The organism is Porphyromonadaceae bacterium W3.11 (assembly GCA_030434245.1).
Lineage (GTDB): Bacteria > Bacteroidota > Bacteroidia > Bacteroidales > Porphyromonadaceae > Porphyromonas_A.
The window spans coordinates 79066-99453 of record JAUISX010000005.1 but is presented as its reverse complement, the minus strand read 5'-3'; the positions used below and the strand labels follow the sequence as shown (position 1 = coordinate 99453).

Annotated in this window: 14 protein-coding genes; 7 read left to right on the top strand and 7 right to left on the bottom strand. The window is 39.5% G+C overall.

What is annotated here, in order from left to right; all coding sequences use genetic code 11:
• The first annotated feature begins 406 nt into the window (after positions 1 to 406).
• Positions 407 to 1333: a DMT family transporter gene (locus tag QYZ87_08820; GenBank protein MDN4754618.1), complete on the top strand. Its 927-nt coding sequence runs from the start codon at positions 407 to 409 to the stop codon at positions 1331 to 1333.
• A gap of 267 nt (positions 1334 to 1600) precedes the next feature.
• On the opposite strand, the gene QYZ87_08815 is transcribed toward QYZ87_08820, so the two are convergent.
• The 7 genes from QYZ87_08815 to QYZ87_08785 form a co-directional block, all read right to left on the bottom strand.
• On the bottom strand, positions 1601 to 2725 hold the full coding sequence (locus QYZ87_08815; protein ID MDN4754617.1) for an IS5 family transposase: 1125 nt from the start codon (positions 2723 to 2725) through the stop codon (positions 1601 to 1603).
• A gap of 195 nt (positions 2726 to 2920) precedes the next feature.
• Positions 2921 to 3928, bottom strand: a complete 1008-nt coding sequence (gene msrB / locus QYZ87_08810; protein ID MDN4754616.1) for a peptide-methionine (R)-S-oxide reductase MsrB — start codon at positions 3926 to 3928, stop codon at positions 2921 to 2923.
• A gap of 425 nt (positions 3929 to 4353) precedes the next feature.
• Positions 4354 to 5427, bottom strand: a complete 1074-nt coding sequence (locus QYZ87_08805; protein ID MDN4754615.1) for an endonuclease/exonuclease/phosphatase family protein — start codon at positions 5425 to 5427, stop codon at positions 4354 to 4356.
• Positions 5428 to 5440: 13 nt separating this feature from the next.
• Positions 5441 to 7438: a DUF5689 domain-containing protein gene (locus tag QYZ87_08800; GenBank protein ID MDN4754614.1), complete on the bottom strand. Its 1998-nt coding sequence runs from the start codon at positions 7436 to 7438 to the stop codon at positions 5441 to 5443.
• A 47-nt stretch (positions 7439 to 7485) separates the two neighbouring features.
• A complete protein-coding gene (locus tag QYZ87_08795) occupies positions 7486 to 10242 on the bottom strand; it encodes a carboxypeptidase regulatory-like domain-containing protein (protein MDN4754613.1) in 2757 nt (918 codons plus the stop codon).
• A gap of 119 nt (positions 10243 to 10361) precedes the next feature.
• A complete protein-coding gene (locus QYZ87_08790; protein ID MDN4754612.1) occupies positions 10362 to 12434 on the bottom strand; it encodes a fimbrillin family protein in 2073 nt (690 codons plus the stop codon).
• 28 nt (positions 12435 to 12462) lie between these two features.
• Positions 12463 to 15045: a DNA/RNA non-specific endonuclease gene (locus tag QYZ87_08785; GenBank protein ID MDN4754611.1), complete on the bottom strand. Its 2583-nt coding sequence runs from the start codon at positions 15043 to 15045 to the stop codon at positions 12463 to 12465.
• A gap of 777 nt (positions 15046 to 15822) precedes the next feature.
• Between QYZ87_08785 and QYZ87_08780 the strand changes: the two genes are divergently transcribed.
• From QYZ87_08780 to secG, 6 genes are read left to right on the top strand one after another with little or no spacing between them, the layout of a single operon-like run.
• Entirely contained in the window at positions 15823 to 16830 is a 1008-nt protein-coding gene (locus QYZ87_08780) for an aminodeoxychorismate synthase component I (GenBank protein ID MDN4754610.1), read from the top strand.
• Positions 16827 to 17441, top strand: a complete 615-nt coding sequence (locus QYZ87_08775; protein ID MDN4754609.1) for an aminotransferase class IV — start codon at positions 16827 to 16829, stop codon at positions 17439 to 17441. Before QYZ87_08780 ends, QYZ87_08775 begins: the two co-directional genes overlap by 4 nt.
• Before the next feature lie 11 nt (positions 17442 to 17452).
• Positions 17453 to 18697, top strand: coding sequence for a sigma-54 dependent transcriptional regulator (locus QYZ87_08770; protein ID MDN4754608.1), 1245 nt, complete (start codon positions 17453 to 17455; stop codon positions 18695 to 18697).
• 5 nt (positions 18698 to 18702) lie between these two features.
• Complete coding sequence (locus QYZ87_08765; protein MDN4754607.1) at positions 18703 to 19221, top strand: LptE family protein; 519 nt, start codon at positions 18703 to 18705, stop codon at positions 19219 to 19221.
• Between the two features lie 12 nt (positions 19222 to 19233).
• Positions 19234 to 19941 (top strand): tetratricopeptide repeat protein, encoded by a 708-nt coding sequence (locus tag QYZ87_08760; protein ID MDN4754606.1) that lies wholly within the window; start codon positions 19234 to 19236, stop codon positions 19939 to 19941.
• A gap of 44 nt (positions 19942 to 19985) precedes the next feature.
• The gene (gene secG / locus QYZ87_08755; protein ID MDN4754605.1) at positions 19986 to 20384 is read left to right on the top strand and encodes a preprotein translocase subunit SecG; all 399 of its coding nucleotides are present in this window, start codon (positions 19986 to 19988) and stop codon (positions 20382 to 20384) included.
• Positions 20385 to 20388 lie beyond the last annotated feature (4 nt).

Below are 20388 nucleotides of genomic sequence, written 5' to 3'. Positions count from 1 at the left end.
TATAGGAAGGATTTCTTCTTCTCATAGGAAAAATATTTTGTCTCTATAGGAAGCAATTTTCTTTCATATAACTAAAAATCACCATGCCTACAGTTCTCTAAAAAGTAGCTTCTAGTTGCGTTTTCACACCACACGTAAGCCTCTACTTTAGAAACTCTTGTGTAATTCACCTTTGATATATGCTAATAATTCAAGGCATTACATCTACTTCTGCTTACGAAGTGCAATAAGACGACTTCTCAGTACTTCCAAATCAGAGATTTATATGCCCTTATTTCCATCTCATGAAAGGAGTAATTACAGGAGAATAAGTTGAGCGTATTGAAAAACATATCTAGTGATATGAAAAAAGGAGTATCTTTGCGTAATAATTCAAAAAAGTCTAACATTTTCTTCATTCATATATATGTCAAAAGAAAAAATAAGAGGTCACGTAGCTATCTTGATCGCTACTCTTATCTTCGGATTGAACGGACCTTTCTCTAACGACCTTTTAGCGACGGGGATACTTTCACCATGGGTGCATATGTCCGCTCGCTTTGGGGTTAGTGCACTTCTTTTCTGGATCGTATCCTTTTTTATGAAGGGTCAGAAGTTAGAGAAAAAAGACCTGAAAATGGTGTTCGGTGCAGCATTAGCAGGGGTCGTATTCAATCAGGGCGGTTTTGCTTTCGCCATCGCACTAACGACACCTATCAGTCAGTCATTAGTCACAACCACAGGTCCAATCTTTGCCATGATCTTAGCGGCTCTGTTTCTTAAAGAGCCTATAACGAAAACTAAGGTACTGGGTGTAATGCTTGGTTTATCTGGAGTTTTATTACTCATTTTATCAAAAGAGACTGGAAAAATTCCGGGTCAGGAATTCTCTATACTTGGATTATTATTGGCCCTTTTTGCAACGCTTAACTACACTTTATATCTTACCCTATTCCAAAACCTGATATTAAAATATTCTCCTGTAGAGTTAATGAAGTGGCTTTTTCTGATTTCATTCTTTTTGGTTTTACCCTTCTCGTATCGCCCTATCATTGAGACTTCATGGAGTACACTCTCAATGCGTACGTATCAGGAGCTTGGTTTTATAGTGATATTCTCAACCTTCGTGGCCTACTTCCTTCTCCCAATTGGGCAGAAAAGACTACGTCCGACAGTCATTGCTATGTATAACTATATGTCACCAATCATTACAGCTATAGCAGCTCTAATTATGGGATTAGAGGACTTTACTATCATCAAACTAATTGCTGGACTACTAGTCATTTCTGGTGTTTACACCGTTACACGAAGTAAAAGTAGGCAAGACGCTCTACGTGAACAACTGTCCGAATAATTCAGCCTTGCACTTACCATGTCTTAGTAGAATTGATACAGTATAATATAGAACGCGTCACGTTCAGTACTATGATGTAATGAACGTGACGCGTCCTATTTGTGCAAATAATATGTATCAAGAGACTGTTGCACATTCGAGTTTAGACGTTTTTGACTGACTTTTTGCAGATTTTCGTCTTGTCTTTCTTGAAAAATCGCCTTGTTTTTTGATTATTCTCCTCTGTAAAAGCTCTAAATATGAGCTTTTACAGAGGATTTCTAGTACTTATCTCATAACAAGTGCTCCTCTTATAGAGGCTTCTTCATTTTTCAATAATGTATTGAGGTATAACTGGGGAGCTCTTTTGATGTTGTAGCAAATGGCTTCAAGTATATTTTGTGCATGCGTCTTAGCTAACCCTCGATATCGGCACCTCCCTCCGTGAAACCAGCGCCTGATACTTCCAAAAGTACGCTCAATTTTATTTCGATACTGGCTTATCTGTCGGTTGAATTCTTTATCTTTATCACTAAGTGGCTTCCCCTTTGTCGCTTTTCTCATTATCCCATCTTTGAGCCCGTGACCAGATAAATGTTCTCTATTGGCCTTGGAGGTGTACCCTTTATCGGCTAATACCATTACTCCTTTTTGAAGGGCTCCTTTCTCTATGAGAGTTGGAAATTCTGTGGTGTCTGAGACATTGGCAGATGTGGTGGTAAGGGTATGCACAAGTCCTTCACCGTCTGTCAAGACATGTTTCTTGTACCCATATCTAAACTTCTTACATTTTACCACCCAGCGAGCTTCAGTATCCACACCTAGTTTCGCGCTACCCACTTTTACTTGATAGCTCCGCTCTTCCTCTTTAGCTTCTTCGCTTCTGGTGTCCTCTCTATCCTCGGCGACTTCTATCTTGACAGAACCATCGGGGGCATATGGGCTATCAACTATACTTGCATCAACCAATGCTCCCGTCTCAATCTTCATAATCCCATGGCGTTGTAGCTGCTTATTGAGAAGGCTCAAAAGTTTATCCCACAAGCCTTTCTCTACAATCGCATTGCGAAAACGACAAATGGTGCTGTGATCGGGAGAGACGTGTTCCATATCAATGTCAAGAAACTTACCAAAGCTGATGGAGTCGTTAATACGTTCTTCAACGGCTCGGTCACTCAAATTATACCACGTCTCTAAAAGCAGGATCTTAAACATTAGGACTCCATCATAAGTAGGTTCGCCTTTCGCTTCAGCTCTCTTATTTAGCTTTTTATTTATGAGCGTTTGAAATGGTCTCCAATCAATGAGTTTGTCAATTTGCTCTAGAAACTCATTGCGTGCTCTAGAACTTCTCAATTCGGTAAACACCTCAGTAAATGAGGGTGCATTGTTGCTCGTTTGCTTGAATCCCATAACTATTGTCGCTATAAATCAATACTATATTCTCCCCTTAATTACACACTAAAGATACTAATAATCAATGATATACGCAATAATTTTAGCCGGTTTTTCGTGCAACATTCTCATCAAGACATTAACAGCACCTTATTAAAGGTATCATCATTTAATATCTCATCATAAACATATTTCCCTAAAGGAGGAATAAAATTACTTCTTAAAAAGATAAAGATAATCACCATATCCCTCTTTCTCCATATCTTCCTTAGCGACAAATCTTAAGGAAGCACTATTGATGCAGTAGCGGTTACCTCCCAGAGACTTTGGCCCATCCTGAAAGACATGACCCAAGTGGGCTTTGCCAGATTTACTCCTGACCTCTGTTCGAACCATTCCCATAGAATCATCAACTTTTTCCTCTATAATTTGACTGTTGATAGGCTTACTGAAGGCTGGCCAGCCACATCCCGAATCAAACTTATCTGTGGAGCTAAATAGCGGCTCTCCTGAGATAACATCCACATAGATACCTTCCTTAAAATGCTGATCATACTCATTACGATACGGCATCTCTGTGGATTCATGTTGCGTCACATCATACTGAATTGGTGTTAGTCGCTTCTTCAAATCCGCGTCGCTTTCAGCAAGTCTTTTTCTTTCATTATCCCGCAAAGCTTTATCCTTTTCAATGGAATTGGCAGGGACTTTAGCCTCTTTAGCTGAGCGAAACATCTCCCTAGGGACATGACAATATCCTCCAGGCTGAGCTTCAAGATAATCCTGATGCTCCAACTCAGCTGCATAAAAGTTTACTAATTCTTCAGCCTCCACAACCAAAGGCTTAGAATACTTAGCCTGTAACCTTGCTAAGGAACGCATCACAATAGGTCTATCTACAGGGTCAGTATAATAAACACCCGTGCGATACTGTGTGCCCATATCATTACCTTGCCTATTAACTGACACGGGATCAATAATGAGGAAAAATTGATCGAGAAGAAAGCTTAACGAGGTCACCTCTGGATCGTAAAGCACCTTTACAGTCTCTACGGCATTAGTATTGCCAGTACAGACTTCACGATAAGATGGATTCTCGACTCTGCTATTCGCAAAACCCACTTCGGTATCAACCACACCAGGTAAGAGCTTCATATAATGTTCGACGCCCCAGAAACAGCCCCCCGCTAGGTATATCACTAATAATTTACTTGCAATCATAAGAGTTAGTTTTAAAATAATTATTTCATCTTTTAGCTATAATAGAAACACATATTTTGTCTCCATTAGCATGTAAGTGCTAGAGAAATGACATCCTTGATAAAGAAAAATTATTTTCAAAAGGAATTACTTCATAAGCCTTACACAAGAGCAATTTACTGAAATTTTCGTATAACAACTACAGCAACTCCATGAAATAACAGACTATAACAGTCGAGAATTATTATGCAAAGTGCTAACCACAGATTTATTTAGGACTCTGCTGAGAGGCTAAAAAATGGATCCAATACCTACTCGGATATCAAAAGTGATGTGGTAGACCGCTATCGAAAAAAAATACTTTCTGAAAAACGAACGTGTCTGGATATCTCTAAATAAGACATCCAGACACGCAATAGGATTTAATATCATTACTCTATGGAGTATTACTTCTCCTTAACTAAGTAAATAACGACAGGGAAGTGGTCACTATATCCTTCAGTAAATGAATTGCCATCAAATGAACGGAATGGCCATCCTTTCTTTTTACCCTCTTGGGTAATAAGGAAATCACGATTAAAGATCTCCATTTTCCAATAGTTAAGGCCATTACCATGAAGGTAATTATAATTAACCATCATCTGATCAAAGAAATTCCACTTATTTTGATATACTAGGGTTCCTATCCCATCTTTATAAATGGACAATGCTGGATTGTATAAGCCCCTAGGCTCTACTTCTTCACGTGTTTCTTTACCCTTTAGAATTTCTAAACTGCTGACATTAGTAGGGTCATCATTAAGGTCGCCCATGATAATAATCTTAGCACTAGGATCCTCAGCGTAAATTTCGTCCATAATGCGATTGGTCAGCTTAGCAGCATTTACTCTAAGGTAGTCACTAGTCTTACCTCCATATCTACTAGGCCAGTGCATCACTATAAAGTGAACCTTCTCTCCAGCTAGCATCCCTGTTACCAATAGTTGGTCACGAGTAACAAATGTCGGATTTTCTTTGAGCTTAGGATAGGCATAACACTTATAACTAATCAGCTTAAAGATACTTGGGTTGTAGATTGCAGCTACATCGATACCTCTACGGTCTGGCCCCTCTTCATGAATCACTTTAAGTCCTAAATCTGCGATTGCTGGTCGTTTTACTAAATCTTCGAGAACTTGTCTATTCTCAATCTCAGCTATACCAATAAATGCAGCTCCATATGGAGTATGATCACGACCCAACTTACTAACAACTTGGGCTAAGTTATCTAGTTTTCTTTCGTACTTTGGCATGGTCCAATTATACGGACCGTCAGGTACATAATCTGTATCCCTAGGATTATTAGGATCTACGCTTGGATGCCAGAGATTCTCTACATTGTAAAAGCCAATGGCATAGGTTTCGTAGGTCTTATGAGCGGCATCATTATGCTTTACCTGCTGTGTTGTCCCACAACCATTTAATAGTAGGATACTCAGCAATGATAAGAGCCACAGTTTATTTCTAAATAAAATCTTCATATCTCAAAGCCCTTTACTCTACAGTGATATCATCAATTAAGAGATTATAAGTAGCTGTTTTTCCTACCTTTAGGGCAAACAACATATCTCCTGCATCTTTATTAGGAACTGACGTACTTATATCAAGTGTTACCTTTCGCCACTCATCTTTGGTATCAATATTGCCATTATAGTCATTTTTTTCTGTTGGCTGTAACATGGCATCACTACCACTTAGATCTCCTAGATTGAAGCACTTATAGTCAACACCCATTGTTGGTTTTTCTGCTTTAGTAGTGTACACATTACATGACAAGGAACTGGCTGAAGTTCCTTTAACATAAAAGATAATTTTTGACTTGCCTTCAAGAGAGTAGCCCTCTTGTACCAACGTAGTAAAGACATAGCTATTCTTATCACCAACAGTTGTAGCTAATTTCAACGCCTTAGAATTATTACGACCTTCACCAGCAGCACTTTGCTCGCCAATAGATAATCCATACTTATTCAAGGATGCTGTAAAAGCAGCAAAGTCTTCAAAGTTAGAGCCAGGGAACAGCAATTGGTTATCTCCTGGGGTTGGGTTCGGTGTTGGATCTGGATTTGGATCAGGGGTTGGATCTGGATTTGGAGTAGGAGTAGGAGTAGGCGTACTACCACCAACTAGGGAACCCTTATCCACAAAGGTTTTTAGCTCTTTGATCTGCCATGTACCAGATGAAGCATTAGTACAACTATATTTCATAGCAAAACGCACATTACTTTTTCCAAGTACAGATGCAGGAAATTGAATGTTTCCAGATTCCACGTTATTCCAGTCTGTTCCCGATGGATAGTTTGGAATAGTAGCTTGGGTCCATTTTGCTTTTGTAACATCGTCGGTATAATCAGTACTAAACCAAACTGTAAGCTGTTCTTTCATTAGGCTCACATCACCTTTATTCCAAGTGTGCATGAAGTGGATATATCCATCTTTTGTTTCGGTTAGATCCATGGCTGGAGATACAAGCCAGTCTTCATTTTCGTTATTCTGATTATTAAAAAAACCAGAGATATTAGCATTCTTGAATTGAGTATTAATTTTCCACACTTGATCGCCTTTGACAGACTGTGCTACGAATGGTAAAAGTTCAGAAGCAAAAGGAGCATCTATAATTTGTTTTGTAGCTGTAGTATTACCACCATTATCAGGAGTATCAGGGGTATTATTACCTATAGGATCTTTACCATCAAAACCATATACATCATCTCGCTCACGAATAAGCAACTGAGGTGCACCATTAAACTCAGAAACAATAGCAACTACAGTACCTGTCCCTAATGGTAAAAGGTCATTAGTAAATTTAGCATACCCACTAGTACGCACAATCACATTATTTCCTTTATGATCCTTTAGAGTACGATTAGCAGACTGCCCCTTTGGTGCAAATGTTTCCTTTCCACCATCAACGAAATAAACGCCCTCAAGCTTTACTAATCGTCCTGTATATTTACTTACTTCTGATAACGATACTAGATGAGGTTCAGCCGCCTCTGTCTTAGGCCATCCGTCCTTGCCAGTCCTTTCTCTAAATAACTCAATAGGTATTCTAGTCTGCTTATCCTGACCCTCTTTAGAAGGCTCTGAAACACCGATTTGTAATAAACCACGATACTTTACAGCACCCAATCCTTTTAGCTGAATCGCTAGTTTTTGCCCTACGGGATACTCACTTGAAAGGTTATATGAGTCGATAGAGATAGGAAGACCTCCTGTGGCATCCTCGATAAAAATTTGTTTGTAGATACTGCCTTCAATGTCGTTACCCACAACTACTCCATGAAGGATTATGTCCTTATCAATATTGGTATCTGCATCAGCTCCAAGAGAAGCATACAGTTGCTTAAATTCAGCAATGGTCATGGTAGGCTTCTTCAACTCATCCTTTAGCACAGGCTCAGTCAATAGAGGTGCATCATATTTTCTTTCGCAAGAAATCAAGCTTAGTGCCATCAAAGCTACTAGAGCTACAAATAACTTATTAATCTTCATATTTATTATTCGTAAATTATATTCTATTATATTTATTTCTCACCTCATTACCAGTTGTAACTTGCATTGAAAAAGAAGTTTATCCCCTGCATATAGAAGTGTTTATTTCCCAATAGTGATGCAGGGCGATCCATTCTTACTCGTCCTTGCTCATATCCACCGGTACGAATATCGGTCTTATTCAGAAGGTTATTAACAGAGAAGTTGAAGTTAATCCTATCTCTATTCTTTAGATAAAGTATCTTACCAATACTTAGATCAACCGTAGCACCACCCTTGAAGCGCTCTTGAGTAGTAAGTTCTTTATAATTAGCCCAAATATCTGGATCGTAACCGGGAACTCCTTCTGGTATCACATTCGTATAGGCTGATGCCATTCTCCGGACAGGAGCAATGTCAATATGGTTCATACCAAAGCCATTAACATTGACATTAAAGAACCAATAGTTATAGAAGTAACCAATACCAAAGGTGCCCAACATCTGTGGAACTCCACCAAGGTAAAGATTCTTAAGATAAACTTTCTCTATTTCATTATTAATCATACCATTGCCCGAATTCATCACACCCATAGCGTCTTTATCGTAGTAATACTGACCAATGGTACCAATTAAATCAAATGTCAGAGCGTCGGTAGGCTTATATTCAACACCTAATTCTATACCTCTATGAGTTCGTCCAACATCATATATATTATGATGAATAAATGTACGCATCTGGTCATTATAGTATGAATTCTTACGCATATCATTCCAGAATTTAGTGTAGAATAATCCGAGTCGTCCACGAATCTTTGGGGTGGTGAATACGTAATTGAGGTCAGCACTAGCTACTTCAAGAGGCTTAAGACTTGGTACCACTTGATCTGTAACATCAGGAGCTACAAACATCTCTCTTTCGTTATGTGGCACTTGCTGGTAGCTAGCATTAGCATTTAGGAAGTGGCGACCACTGAATTTATATGTGACTCCCGCCTTACCTTCCATCGTTACTTGTGTATGCCAGTCTGAGCGTCCAAAGGAGTTATCTGGGAAACGACCATTACGCATTTTACCCTCTCGTTGGATGGTATTCAAGCCTAGCTTAGCACCATAATAGAGGTCAATGTTATTATAATTGTGGACATTTTGAACCCATAGTCCTGCATTATGAATACGGTATCTATAGTCATAACCAAAGACATCTCCTTCCCAAACACGGCGTCCAGGTTTATTCAAGTCATTTGTTACAACTTCTGTATTACCTGGGAAGTCTCTTTCGCTGAATTTATCTACATCAAGCAAATAGTCAGCTCCCATAAGGTCATCGACAGTCTTAAATTGCTTTGAGAATGAATATTTGTACTCAAGTCCAGCCGATAACTTGACATGACGAGAAATGCGTTTATTGAGCGTGCTATTGAATGCAATCTCACCTAAGTCGCTTCTTCTTTCCTCAACCATATAAATCGCAGACCCATCTCCTGCAATATTGTTCATATGATTGACTTCATATAGCCTATCCCAATTGATTTGAGAATTAATACCGCCCATCCAAAGCGTTTGATAATACTCCTCAAGGATAGGGGTATGTGAGAAATAAGATGGTAGGTAGCGATAATAATCAGGACGTGGGTCCACACCATTATACCAGTTTAGAGCACTCTTACCATATCGGTTGTAGTGTGCTGCAAGGCCTGTAGTTAGGGTCGTTTCTTCATTTATTTTCCATACATGAGAAAGAATCGCTGTTGGGTCCCAACTTTTCACTACACGTGCATTACGTTTCTTACCATTCTGATATCCCCAGTTGGGGTTGTATGTGTTACAGCCAACAAGCTTTAATGCTTCCTCCACAGAGGCACCTTGCTGCCCTCTCTGCACTGGAGAGCCAAAGGTAATAAAGCTTAGACTATGACGTCCCTTGTCCCATACTTTCTCAGCACCTAGCATATACGAGATATTACGATAGAATACTCCTGCAATCGCCCCCTCATGTGAGTATCTACCGCCGATACCTGCTGTAAAGGCCCAACCATTATCCATCAAGCCTGTATTATAACTAAGAATAATACGTGAATAATAATTTCTATTAGTCCCTGAAATAGTTGCTTTTCCCCCCTTGGCATAATTAGATGGGCGCATATTAATATCCTCGGAACCACCCAACTTACCAAATGAGAAATTAGAATTACTCAGGTAGTTAATACGGTTACCATTACGAGTCAAATCATTAAGTGCTCCAATGGATGAGTAGTTGAATACGCCTCTCACTCCTTCATTGAAATTCACACCATTGATATAACGCTCCTCATACTTACTATCATACCCTCGAGTACGATGACGAAATTGTGAGAGTTGGTAACCAGACTTTTGCAAATAAACATCACTGGAAAAGGTCATCATCGTACTGATCTCCTGTAGTGATGCTTCATCATCACCCATACCTAACTCCATCTCATTCACTAATCCCGCGTATAAGGAACTATCATCCGTTGATATCTGAACAACTTCTATATCATCAAGTCTATTCTCACGGCCTTTAACAATAACGACCTCATACTCTTTGGATTGATGAATAGATGAAGTGATATAAAGAAGTGTTTTACCTGGTTCTACATTAATAAATGTAAAGGTTCCATCACCTCCTGTAGTCACTTGAAGCCCGCTCCCCTGAAGTGTTACTAACACACCACTCACTGGTTGATTGGATACAGCATCCACTACCCTGCCCTCAAGGGAGGTACGACTCTCTTGAGCTTGTAGTGGGAGTACCAACATCAGTAGTACGGAGAAAGCTGATAACAGCTTTGTAATTTTTTGCATACTTTTTATTAATACGATTAATTTCAAAAAACCAACAGCATAGTACTAGAAGCAAAATAGCTAGTACTATGCTGTTGGGCACTACTTATTATCAATTATATTTGTCACTATAATACACTTTACTCTACAGTAATATCATCTATCAAAAGATTGTATTCTGATTGTTTTCCTACCTTAAGAGCGAATAACGTATCACCTGCATCTTTATTAGGTACCAAACCACTAATATCTAGAGTCACCTTACGCCACTCTCCATTGGTATCTATAGTGCCGATATAGTCATTTTTTTCTGTTGGCTGTAACATGGCATCACTACCACTTAGATCACCTAGATTGAAGCACTTATAGTCAATACCCATTTTAGGTTTTTCTACTTTAGTAGTATATACATTACATGTCAATGACTTAGAAGCTTTTCCTTTAACATAAAATACAATTTTAGACTTCCCTTCTAGAGAGTAGCCATCCTGCACTAATGTGGTAAAGACATAACTATTTTTATCACCAATGGTTGTCGCTAATTTCAACGCCTTAGAATTATCACGTCCTTCACCCGCAGCACTTTCTTCAGCAAAATTTAACCCATATTGATTCAAAGAAGCTTTAAAAGCAGCAAAGTCTTCAAAGTTAGAGCCAGGGAATAGCAGTTGGTTATCTCCTGGGGTTGGGTCAGGTGTTGGATCTGGATCCGGATCTGGATCCGGAGTAGGCGTATTACCACCAACTAGCGAGCCTTTATCCACAAAGGTTTTTAGCTCTTTGACCTGCCATGTGCCAGATGCAGCATCTGTACAAGTATATTTCAGAGCAAAACGCACATTACTTTCACCAAATACAGATGCAGGAAATTTAATATTTCCTGATTCCACGTTGTTCCAGTCTTTTCCAGTTGGATAGTTTGGAATAGTCACTTGAGTCCATGTAGCTTTCGTAGCATCGTCAGTATAATCTGTACTGAACCAAACGGTAAGCTGATCCTTCATAAGACTCACATCACCCATATTCCAAGTGTGCATAAAGTGAATATAGCCAGCTTTTGTGTCACTTAGATCCATCGCTGGAGATATAAGCCAATCTTCATTCTCATATGACTTTTTGGTAGCATTATCATAACCAGAGATATATGCATTTTTATACTTGGTATTCACGTTCCATGACTGATCGCCCTTCACAGATTGAGCAGCAAATGGAGCCAGCTCGGTATCAAAAGGAGCATTTATGATCAGTTTAGTTGGATCACCTGGTGTAGGATCTGGATTCGGGTCTATAGGATTATTATCCTCTGGATCAAGAATAATAGGACCGTCAGGACTCTTTCCATCCAACCAATCATTAATTTTAGCATTACCAATGACAAGTTGACCTTCAGAGTTTATTAATATATCAATGACATGCTTATGCCCCTGCACAGTCTCAAGCTCTATTGGCTTAGCCTCTTTGCCTACCCCATTGACATTAACCTTAACCTTAGCTAAATTTTGAGGTGGTAGAATAAACGATGCTTGGTTCACCTCATCAACCTTATTCAGCTTTTGGGTTAAGGTCTTCTTCGTTGTACCTGTCACAACCTTTCCATCAATCAGGTTCATAGAACCATCTACGAGAGCATCTGTCAATGATAGATCCTTTCCATCTATACCAATAGCTTCTGACTTCACATTAAATACAACCAAGGTTAAGGAGTGATCGAAAACCATAGTCGCATTATTTTTTGAGCTAGTTACCCCTTTGACGTTATCCGAATATAATAAATCAATCAAGGCATGATTTGATTGATTAGACGCATCAAACTTATATTCTAGAGATGTACCCTGATTAGCATTATATGGATAATAAGCAATCAAATTGGCTGTCTGATTCTCAAGCCAAACGCCTTCTATAACTGATGTAAAGTTACCATCTCCATCAGTAGTAACATACTTACGATTTCCTTTGCGACCACCATTATCGATCAGGTTATCATTAGACAAAACGTCACCAGTATATGGATAAACACCTATCTGGTCATTAGCTTGCCACTTATTGTCTACTGCTCGTGTCTTGAGGTCTGCTATAGCACCATCAAGACTTACATTGCCTTCCCTTTTATCAAAAGGGCTTACTAAATCTTGTGCATCCTGACGACAACATGATGCCATAAACACCATAAGTGTTAGTAGCAGGATGGAACTAAATTTTGTTACATTTTTCATATCCTTCACTATTTATTGATTTTTATTATTACCATTTTGATCTATCTTTTTGGTTCTTTACTTCATTAGCAACATCTTTAGGTAAATGAGTAAAGAATGTTACACCTAACTCCTTTTCAAGAGCCGCCACTGTTGTTATATGGTCATACCATTTACTATTAATTCTATTGTTAGGCATCTTTACCGCAATAGAATAATACTTTTGATCTTTTCTATCATAACGAAGCATAACTTTCCATGAGTAATCTGGAATAGGAATTTGATTACCGCTCTTATCTACACATGTATTGGAAGTATTAGGATCAAATATTGGACCTGTTACCACATAGATAGTATCATTATCATTCTTACTACCCCACGACTTTTCAAGGTCTTCAAAAGCTTTCCAATTACCACCATTATGTGTTTGGTACTGAGGAATCATATTACTAAAGTAGAATGTCGTTTTATTCAAATTGCTAGTAGCAGTTCTAGCACTACTAGCCAGCATATGGCCTCTACTTTGACTCATAGAGTATGATCTCCTTAAGTCAGGTTGATACTCTTTTGGAATCTCTGGATCCCATCCCCACGCATTTGTTCTCTTAACATTCCCCATGCAGTCTGGATACATAGGATAAGCCACCCAATATGGCATCCTGCTATTCTTAGAAATGTATAGAGTATAATTACGACGCTTTCCTCCTACAGTTGACCCTCCTGCAAAATAGCTATCCGGTACCATGTGCATGTGATACAAACCGTCGGTCATCTTACCCTTATATACAACAGGGATTTCCATATAATGTGCTCTTTCGTCACTTGGCTGTCCTGGATCTGGTTCTGGATCTGGACCTGGAGTTGGATCTGCTCCACCTATCACCTTACCAGCATCAGCCTTAACTACCAAATTATTGATCTCCCATGTACTGGCATTGCTATCTGTACTAACGTACTTAAAGGCAAAACGGACATTACTCTGACCCAAGACCTCCTCAGGGAACAATATCTCGCCAGACTCCACAAAGTCCCATCCATTGGTAGATGGATAGTTCTTTATATCCACCTTAATCCATTTTGCTGTCTGTACATTATCCTTATAGTCCAGAGAGAAATAAAGCGTTGCTTCGTTTTGCATGTTAGAGGCAAAATTGATAGCGTGCTTGAATGTAAGTTTAGCAATGGTAGCTCCGGTCATATCAAACTGTGGAGAAATCAGCCAATCCTCATTAGCATAAGCTCTTTTCTCGACAGCATTGTATCCAGACATCTTAGCATAGGTCTGTCCATTCTTATTAGAACTATGTATCCACTTATAATCACCTAAAACAGATACTCCAGTAAAGCCTTCTAAATCATTGGTAAATGGAGCTTCGAGCAATATCAAGTTCGCTTCTCCTTGTGGCTTCTTCTTTGCAGCCTGAACAATGTTAATGACTCTTACCCTCTTCTCACCTTGAGCCCTAGTAGAGACAGTATTATTCTTCGGAACGATGGTTATCACAACCTTTGCCCTACGCTCCTCATAGGTTGGATTCTCTTCTAACGTAATAGTGAGATCTCCAGGACCTTGGGTTGTGGACTGAGAAAGTTTTACGAAGCTATGATCTGAAACAGCTGTCCATGTCTCATTACTTTTGGCGTCGATGGCAATCGTCTTAACCAACTCTCCACTAGTATTATCAGCAGGAATTTCTAGATCCTCAGTAGTTGATACTCCATCTTCCTCTCCTACCACATCACTGGCATCACCATCCTCCATAGGATCGATAATAGCACCATCAACTAATAATTGAAGAGTACCGGCACTAGAGATGGCAAAAGGTAATGTATAGCGATAGCCCCCCTCTAGCATTATGGCTTCGGTCTCAGTTATTTTATGAGAATACCTTTTTCCATTAACAATAAAAGTTACTACAGCATTTTTTAGCCACTGCCCTGGCAGTAACATATAGCTAAGAGAGACTGTACCACCATTCTCACTATTCAAATGACCTGAAAGCGCACCTTTCTGACTACCCAAAATCACCTCTCCAGTAGAGATATCAAAAGAACCCTTAACAATAGTTCCATCAAGAATAGACTGTACGCCATCTAAGTCAGAGCCATCTTGAGCTACAAGAGTCAGTCTCAACTGGCTAAGTTTATGATCAAACAGTAGAGAAACCCGAGGGTTAGCTAAACTAGCTGATGTCGTACTCTGACCATAGAGCAGATCTAATGAAGATGGATTACTTTGATCTGAGACATCTAGAGGTATCCTAAAGTCATCACCAACATTATTATAATATGGATAGTAAGCTATTACATTAATATTCTTACCAGGTTTCAATTTAATAGAATTCCCAGAAGATTGGAACAGACCTGTACCGTCTGTAACAAACTTATAATTGGTTACATTCTCATACACTACACCATCTGATAATGAGGCTCCACTATGCACTGCATATACACCTATCATATCATTAGCCTCCCATGATGAATCATAGGCCCTCATTGGTGAAATTTGACTATTTATAGTCAGAGAAGGTTCTACCACAGGGTTCCCCTCACCATTTTCTTTACAGGAAGTAGCAAGAATAATCATCAACCCACAGAATAGCACCGTTAGTTTTCGCAAATCAATTAACATATCAATCTTTTTATCATTGTGGATACATTGCGTGCTTTTTAACAGTCACTGCCAAAAGCACGCACTAGTCAGCTACAAATGTAACCATTAATTAAATTACAACCTAACATTTTAATGTTATAAATAATTAAGTATAAGTTAAGGGGAATACAGCTAACTTATATTTATATCTATGACTTTTACCCCATTTTTCACATTAAAATCCTAAAAAAGATAAAGAATTATCATCAATAAAATCACCTCTATTGATACCACACAAACATGGTAGCCTAAAGACTCCTCGAAAGAGTCCTGACCATTAGTCACACATTACAATTTATCCTATTACTGTACGCATCAAAAGCACACAGCACACTAGACACTGAAACAAAAAAAACACTAAACACGCCTATCCAAGTTTGAATACAAGGGGTTGTTTCGAAAGATAAAAGCTGACAAAAAATTAGTTATATAAAAACGCAACGCTTCTTATAGGAAACATATTTCTTTTATATCACAAGAAGGAAAGTTTCATATAGGATGGATTTCAACTGACCATAACGCTCGATTCCTAAAAGCCAACTATCAATTATTACGTTATAAAAAAGTCAATATTGACTTGAAAAGAATCTCATAAAACACTCACCCCAAAAAGCGATACTAATGACAAAATAAAGGGAAGTAGCTGCGGAGATTTCCTCTTATAAAAAAAGCAAAAAAAGAAAAAGCTTTATAAGATTATTGCTACCTTTACGTTTAGAAAGGGGAGGGGTTTATTTCAACTATATTCATACACTTATGATTTACAAAAATGATATGAAAGCCTTCTTCAGAAGGCTCACAGAATTATCAACTGAAGGCAAGAGGTTCTTCTTTCTTATCAATTATCCCATGACCGAAGCAATGCTTTTTGACCTTGATTCAAAAGAAGAGGATCTCAACAAAGATAGCTTATCATTTGACTTCGGATATGTGAATTATGGATATAAAAGCACCTCCATATCACCCTCTCAGAAGCATAGAGAATTAATCAAGCACCCTGAGCCACAAAGCGAATACGCAAAACGCTTTGACATCGTTTATAAGGCTCTAAAGGCAGGCGAAATATCCCTAATCAATCTCACTTTAGCAACGGACATCACATGTGATCAATCGCTAAAAGAGATTTACTTAACGTCTAAAGCTAAGTACAAGGTATTAGTGGAAAATCGCTTTGTCTGCTTCTCACCCGAACGATTCATATATGTAAATAAAGATGGTATTGTCTCATCACACCCCATGAAAGGAACCATCAGCACTGATGTTCCTAACGCAGCACAAGTCATCATGGATGACCCTAAGGAACAAGCAGAGCATGCTAATATGGTAAAGTCCATGGAAGAAGAACTAGCTAAAGTGGGCAAAAACGTATCCGTGCCTAGATATAGATACATAGATGAGATACACACAGAAGATGGTGGGCTACTGCAAGTCAGCTCAGAAGTCAGAGCCGAGCTGGCTAGCGACTGGCGTGAACATTTAGGAGAAATAATAGAGAAACTACTACCAGCAGGCTCCATAGCTGGCATACCCAAAGAGGCAGCCATCAGAGTCATCAATGAAGCAGAGCATCACGATCGCGGTTACTACTCAGGCATCTCTGGTTATTTTGACGGAGAGGAGCTAGACACATCTGTGATGATCCGTTTCATTGAACAGAGTCCAAGTGGTCAGCTTATATTCCATTCTGGTGGCGGTGTGACAATTGACAGCATATGTGAGAGAGAGTACAAAGAGGTCCTTGCTAAGATCTACCTTCCCAAATGACTTTACTTGAAACTATAGCAGTTATCGATGGAAAAATAAGGAATGCAGCGTACCATCTTCAAAGGATGGTACGTTCTGCAGGACTCAGCCACATAGACCTTGATGAGGTGCTAAAACAAAGTTCGCCTGAGATCAATCCAAGTGAATACTACAAACTAAGAATTATATATAACGGACAAGGCATCATCTCTTCCGAACTCGCACCGTATCATTTTCGACCAATAAGCTCTATAATACTTAGGTCAGCGACACCTGAATTGGACTACAGCCGAAAGTATGCTGATAGAAGTGCGTTAGATACATACAGTGACGGTCTACGAGAGGGAGCCATTCCTCTCATCATAAAGAATCGGTTTGTCACAGATACAACGTACACCAACGTCTGCTTCAGAGGAAAGGATGGCAGATGGGTAACCCCTTCTACCCCACTCCTAGAAGGGACCATGCGGCAGTACTTATTGGATCACGAAGAGATAGACGAAATGGATATAAGAGTGTCGGACCTAGCTCATTTTGATGCCGTTGCATTAATCAATGCTATGATCCCCCTTGGAAAAGCTATTTTGCCTATCTCTTCTGTTAATTTTGGTATCTTTGAAGCGGATATATGATATAGAAGAATATGAGCAAAACGGTTTCAAAAGAACTTATCCAAAGAGCCAAACAAAGATTTGGAATTATTGGAAATAGCGAAAGCTTGAATAGAGCCATAGAGGTAGCTATAATGATAGCCCCCACGGATGTCAGCGTACTTGTGACTGGCGAAAGTGGTGTGGGTAAGGAGAGCTTTCCACAAATAATTCACCACAATAGTATCCGAAAGCATGGCCCTTATGTAGCAGTCAATTGTGGTGCAATTCCGGAAGGAACAATTGACTCCGAACTATTTGGGCACAAAAAAGGCTCATTTACTGATGCTGTAAACGAGCGAAAAGGGTATTTTGAAGTGGCTGATGGGGGGACTATCTTCCTTGACGAAGTGGGAGAGCTACCACTAGCTACTCAGGCTAGGCTACTGAGAGTATTAGAGTCTGGCGAGTTCATGAAAGTCGGATCAAGTGATGTTCAGAGGACAGATATCCGCGTGGTGGCGGCTACTAATGTAGACTTAGCTGAAGCGATTAGCAAGAAAAAGTTTCGTGAAGACCTGTTCTATCGACTTAATACCGTCACCATAGAGCTACCACCTCTAAGAGAAAGAGGCTCTGACATTCAGCTCCTCTTCAGAAAATTCGCATCCGACTTTGCAGATAAGTACCAGATGCCCCCTATTCGACTAAGTGATGATGCTCAGCAACTGCTACAGGGCTACACATGGCCTGGGAACATCAGACAACTAAGAAACCTAGTAGAGCGTATTAGTGTCATTGCAGAGGATAGGAACATTGACTACGAGATGCTCGAGAGACAACTTCCAGCCAATGCTTTAGTGAAACATCCTGCTATCATCCAGAATAGCTACGTGAACTATGGCGATGACGCCTCTAGTGGCTCGAACATCGGCGGACAACTACCTCCTAACGCATCTTTAGGGGCATTATACACTATGATGCGTGAGATGAAAGGGAACCTCGGTGAGCTAACCCAACTGCTATACCGTATTCTACAAAATCAGAATACGATGCAACCCTCTTTTAGTCTACCGCAAAAACAGGAGGAAACGCACCGCTTCCCAAAAAGTGAGGATGTCATACCTATAGATGAGATTGAAGAAATCATCAGTAGCGACAAGGTCCTTACCCTCAAGGAGATGGAGACCAAATATATAGAACTGGTATTAGAAAAGAATAAAGGAGCTCGCAAACAAACAGCTGAAGATCTTGATATCTCAGAAAGAACCTTATATAGAAAGCTGAATAAAGAATGAAAACAATGACCAAAGCACTTAAATTCATCGTCATCATTTCTCTTCTGGTTACTTCAATGACCAGTTGCGGAATACCGTCATATAGGCTTAATGGTGCTAGCATCGACTATACAAGGATCAAAACCATAAACATTTCTGACTTCCAAAATCTAGCTCCGATTGTATATCCTCCGCTGGCACAAAAGTTTTCAGAAGATCTAAAACATAGATTTCAAACTCGTACACGGTTGGTTCTCACCAATAACGTAGGAGATCTTAACATTGAGGGGGAGATCATAGGATACGATTTAACAGCAGAAGCTGTACAGGAAGATGCATACGCAGCACGTACTAAACTGACTATGAGGATTAAGGTGCGCTATACAAATACGATAGACGAGAAAGAAAGTTTTGAAAAGGAATTCTCTTCTTTCGCAAGCTTTGATAGCAACAAGATGTTCAACGAAGTTCAGGACGCCCTCTGTGCTGAGCTGACTGAAGATATAATCAATCAGATATTTAATGCCACTGTAGAAAATTGGTAACCCCCCTACCCTATGACCAGTGAAGAATTACGAGATATATTGGAGCAACCTGAGTTATTGACATCGGATCAATTACCAGACCTCATGGCCCTGAGTAGACAATACCCCTACTCAGCACCCCTTCATATATTAATTCTATTATGTTTGCATAGAATAGGTGATCTACGTTTTTCAAGTGAGTTACATCGAAGAGTACTGTATATCCAAGACCTCTCTCACCTCTTCATACTCTTAGATAGCAATGGCAAGGCACAAAATAAAGTAACCACCAGCAAGCTACACGTAGAGGAGGAAGAGGAATCAGGATTTGACTTAATCAATACCTTCCTTGAGGATCACCCTGATGACACTAGCGAAATTGATTACATATTATCACTAGACACACATACAACTGACGAACCACTAAGGGAGCCAGAAGAAAAGGAAGACGAAGTATTAAGCAGCAGTGAAATAATTTCCTCCTTTCTAGACAAGGGGGAAGAAGCTGAAGTCATCAAGCCAATTGAGGAACAGACTGAGACAGCAGGACCAAAGGATACATCCCTAGCTGAAGATGAATTACTCACTGAGACACTGGCAAGAATATACATTCGTCAGGGAAAATATGATCGAGCACTAAAAATATTAAGGCAAATAAATTTGGAATATCCAAAAAAAAGTGGTTACTTTGCACAGCAAATCAGCTTCTTAGAGAAGTTGACACAAAACAACGGAAACTAAAGAACCTTTATAGGTTTGTTTTAACAAGATAAGAGAACAGTATCATGTACATTTTTCTTTCAATACTGATTGCGTTAATCGCAATAGCATTAGTATTTATTGTCACTATCCAAAATTCAAAAGGTGGAGGTTTGGCATCTGGTTTTTCCTCTTCCAATAATATCATGGGAGTGCGTCGTACTACTGACCTATTGGAGAAGGTAACTTGGGGTTTAGCCGTTGCTATGGCTGTGCTATGCATCTTAGCTGTTCGCTGGGCACCTCGTGCCGCCAATTCTGGTCAGGATGAAAGTGTCATCGTTGATTACATTGACAAAGCGACCGTACCAGTTCCAGTAGAGGCACAACCTTTTGGAGACCAACCTACTACTGAGGACTCATCGTCTAACGATATGCCTACCTCGGAAGAGGCTGCATCTAGCACTGAGGAAGTAGCGAAGTAAAGTA

Excerpts from the sequence above, each read along its gene's own strand:
- QYZ87_08795 (MDN4754613.1), bottom strand. The coding sequence starts at position 10,242 with ATGCAAAAAATTACAAAGCTGTTATCAGCTTTCTCCGTACTACTGATG.
- secG (MDN4754605.1), top strand. The coding sequence starts at position 19,986 with ATGTACATTTTTCTTTCAATACTGATTGCGTTAATCGCAATAGCATTA.
- msrB (MDN4754616.1), bottom strand. The coding sequence starts at position 3,928 with ATGATTGCAAGTAAATTATTAGTGATATACCTAGCGGGGGGCTGTTTC.
- QYZ87_08820 (MDN4754618.1), top strand. The coding sequence starts at position 407 with ATGTCAAAAGAAAAAATAAGAGGTCACGTAGCTATCTTGATCGCTACT.
- QYZ87_08800 (MDN4754614.1), bottom strand. The coding sequence starts at position 7,438 with ATGAAGATTAATAAGTTATTTGTAGCTCTAGTAGCTTTGATGGCACTA.
- QYZ87_08770 (MDN4754608.1), top strand. The coding sequence starts at position 17,453 with ATGAGCAAAACGGTTTCAAAAGAACTTATCCAAAGAGCCAAACAAAGA.
- QYZ87_08780 (MDN4754610.1), top strand. The coding sequence starts at position 15,823 with ATGATTTACAAAAATGATATGAAAGCCTTCTTCAGAAGGCTCACAGAA.
- QYZ87_08815 (MDN4754617.1), bottom strand. The coding sequence starts at position 2,725 with ATGGGATTCAAGCAAACGAGCAACAATGCACCCTCATTTACTGAGGTG.
- QYZ87_08785 (MDN4754611.1), bottom strand. The coding sequence starts at position 15,045 with ATGTTAATTGATTTGCGAAAACTAACGGTGCTATTCTGTGGGTTGATG.
- QYZ87_08790 (MDN4754612.1), bottom strand. The coding sequence starts at position 12,434 with ATGAAAAATGTAACAAAATTTAGTTCCATCCTGCTACTAACACTTATG.
- QYZ87_08775 (MDN4754609.1), top strand. The coding sequence starts at position 16,827 with ATGACTTTACTTGAAACTATAGCAGTTATCGATGGAAAAATAAGGAAT.
- QYZ87_08760 (MDN4754606.1), top strand. The coding sequence starts at position 19,234 with ATGACCAGTGAAGAATTACGAGATATATTGGAGCAACCTGAGTTATTG.
- QYZ87_08765 (MDN4754607.1), top strand. The coding sequence starts at position 18,703 with ATGACCAAAGCACTTAAATTCATCGTCATCATTTCTCTTCTGGTTACT.
- QYZ87_08805 (MDN4754615.1), bottom strand. The coding sequence starts at position 5,427 with ATGAAGATTTTATTTAGAAATAAACTGTGGCTCTTATCATTGCTGAGT.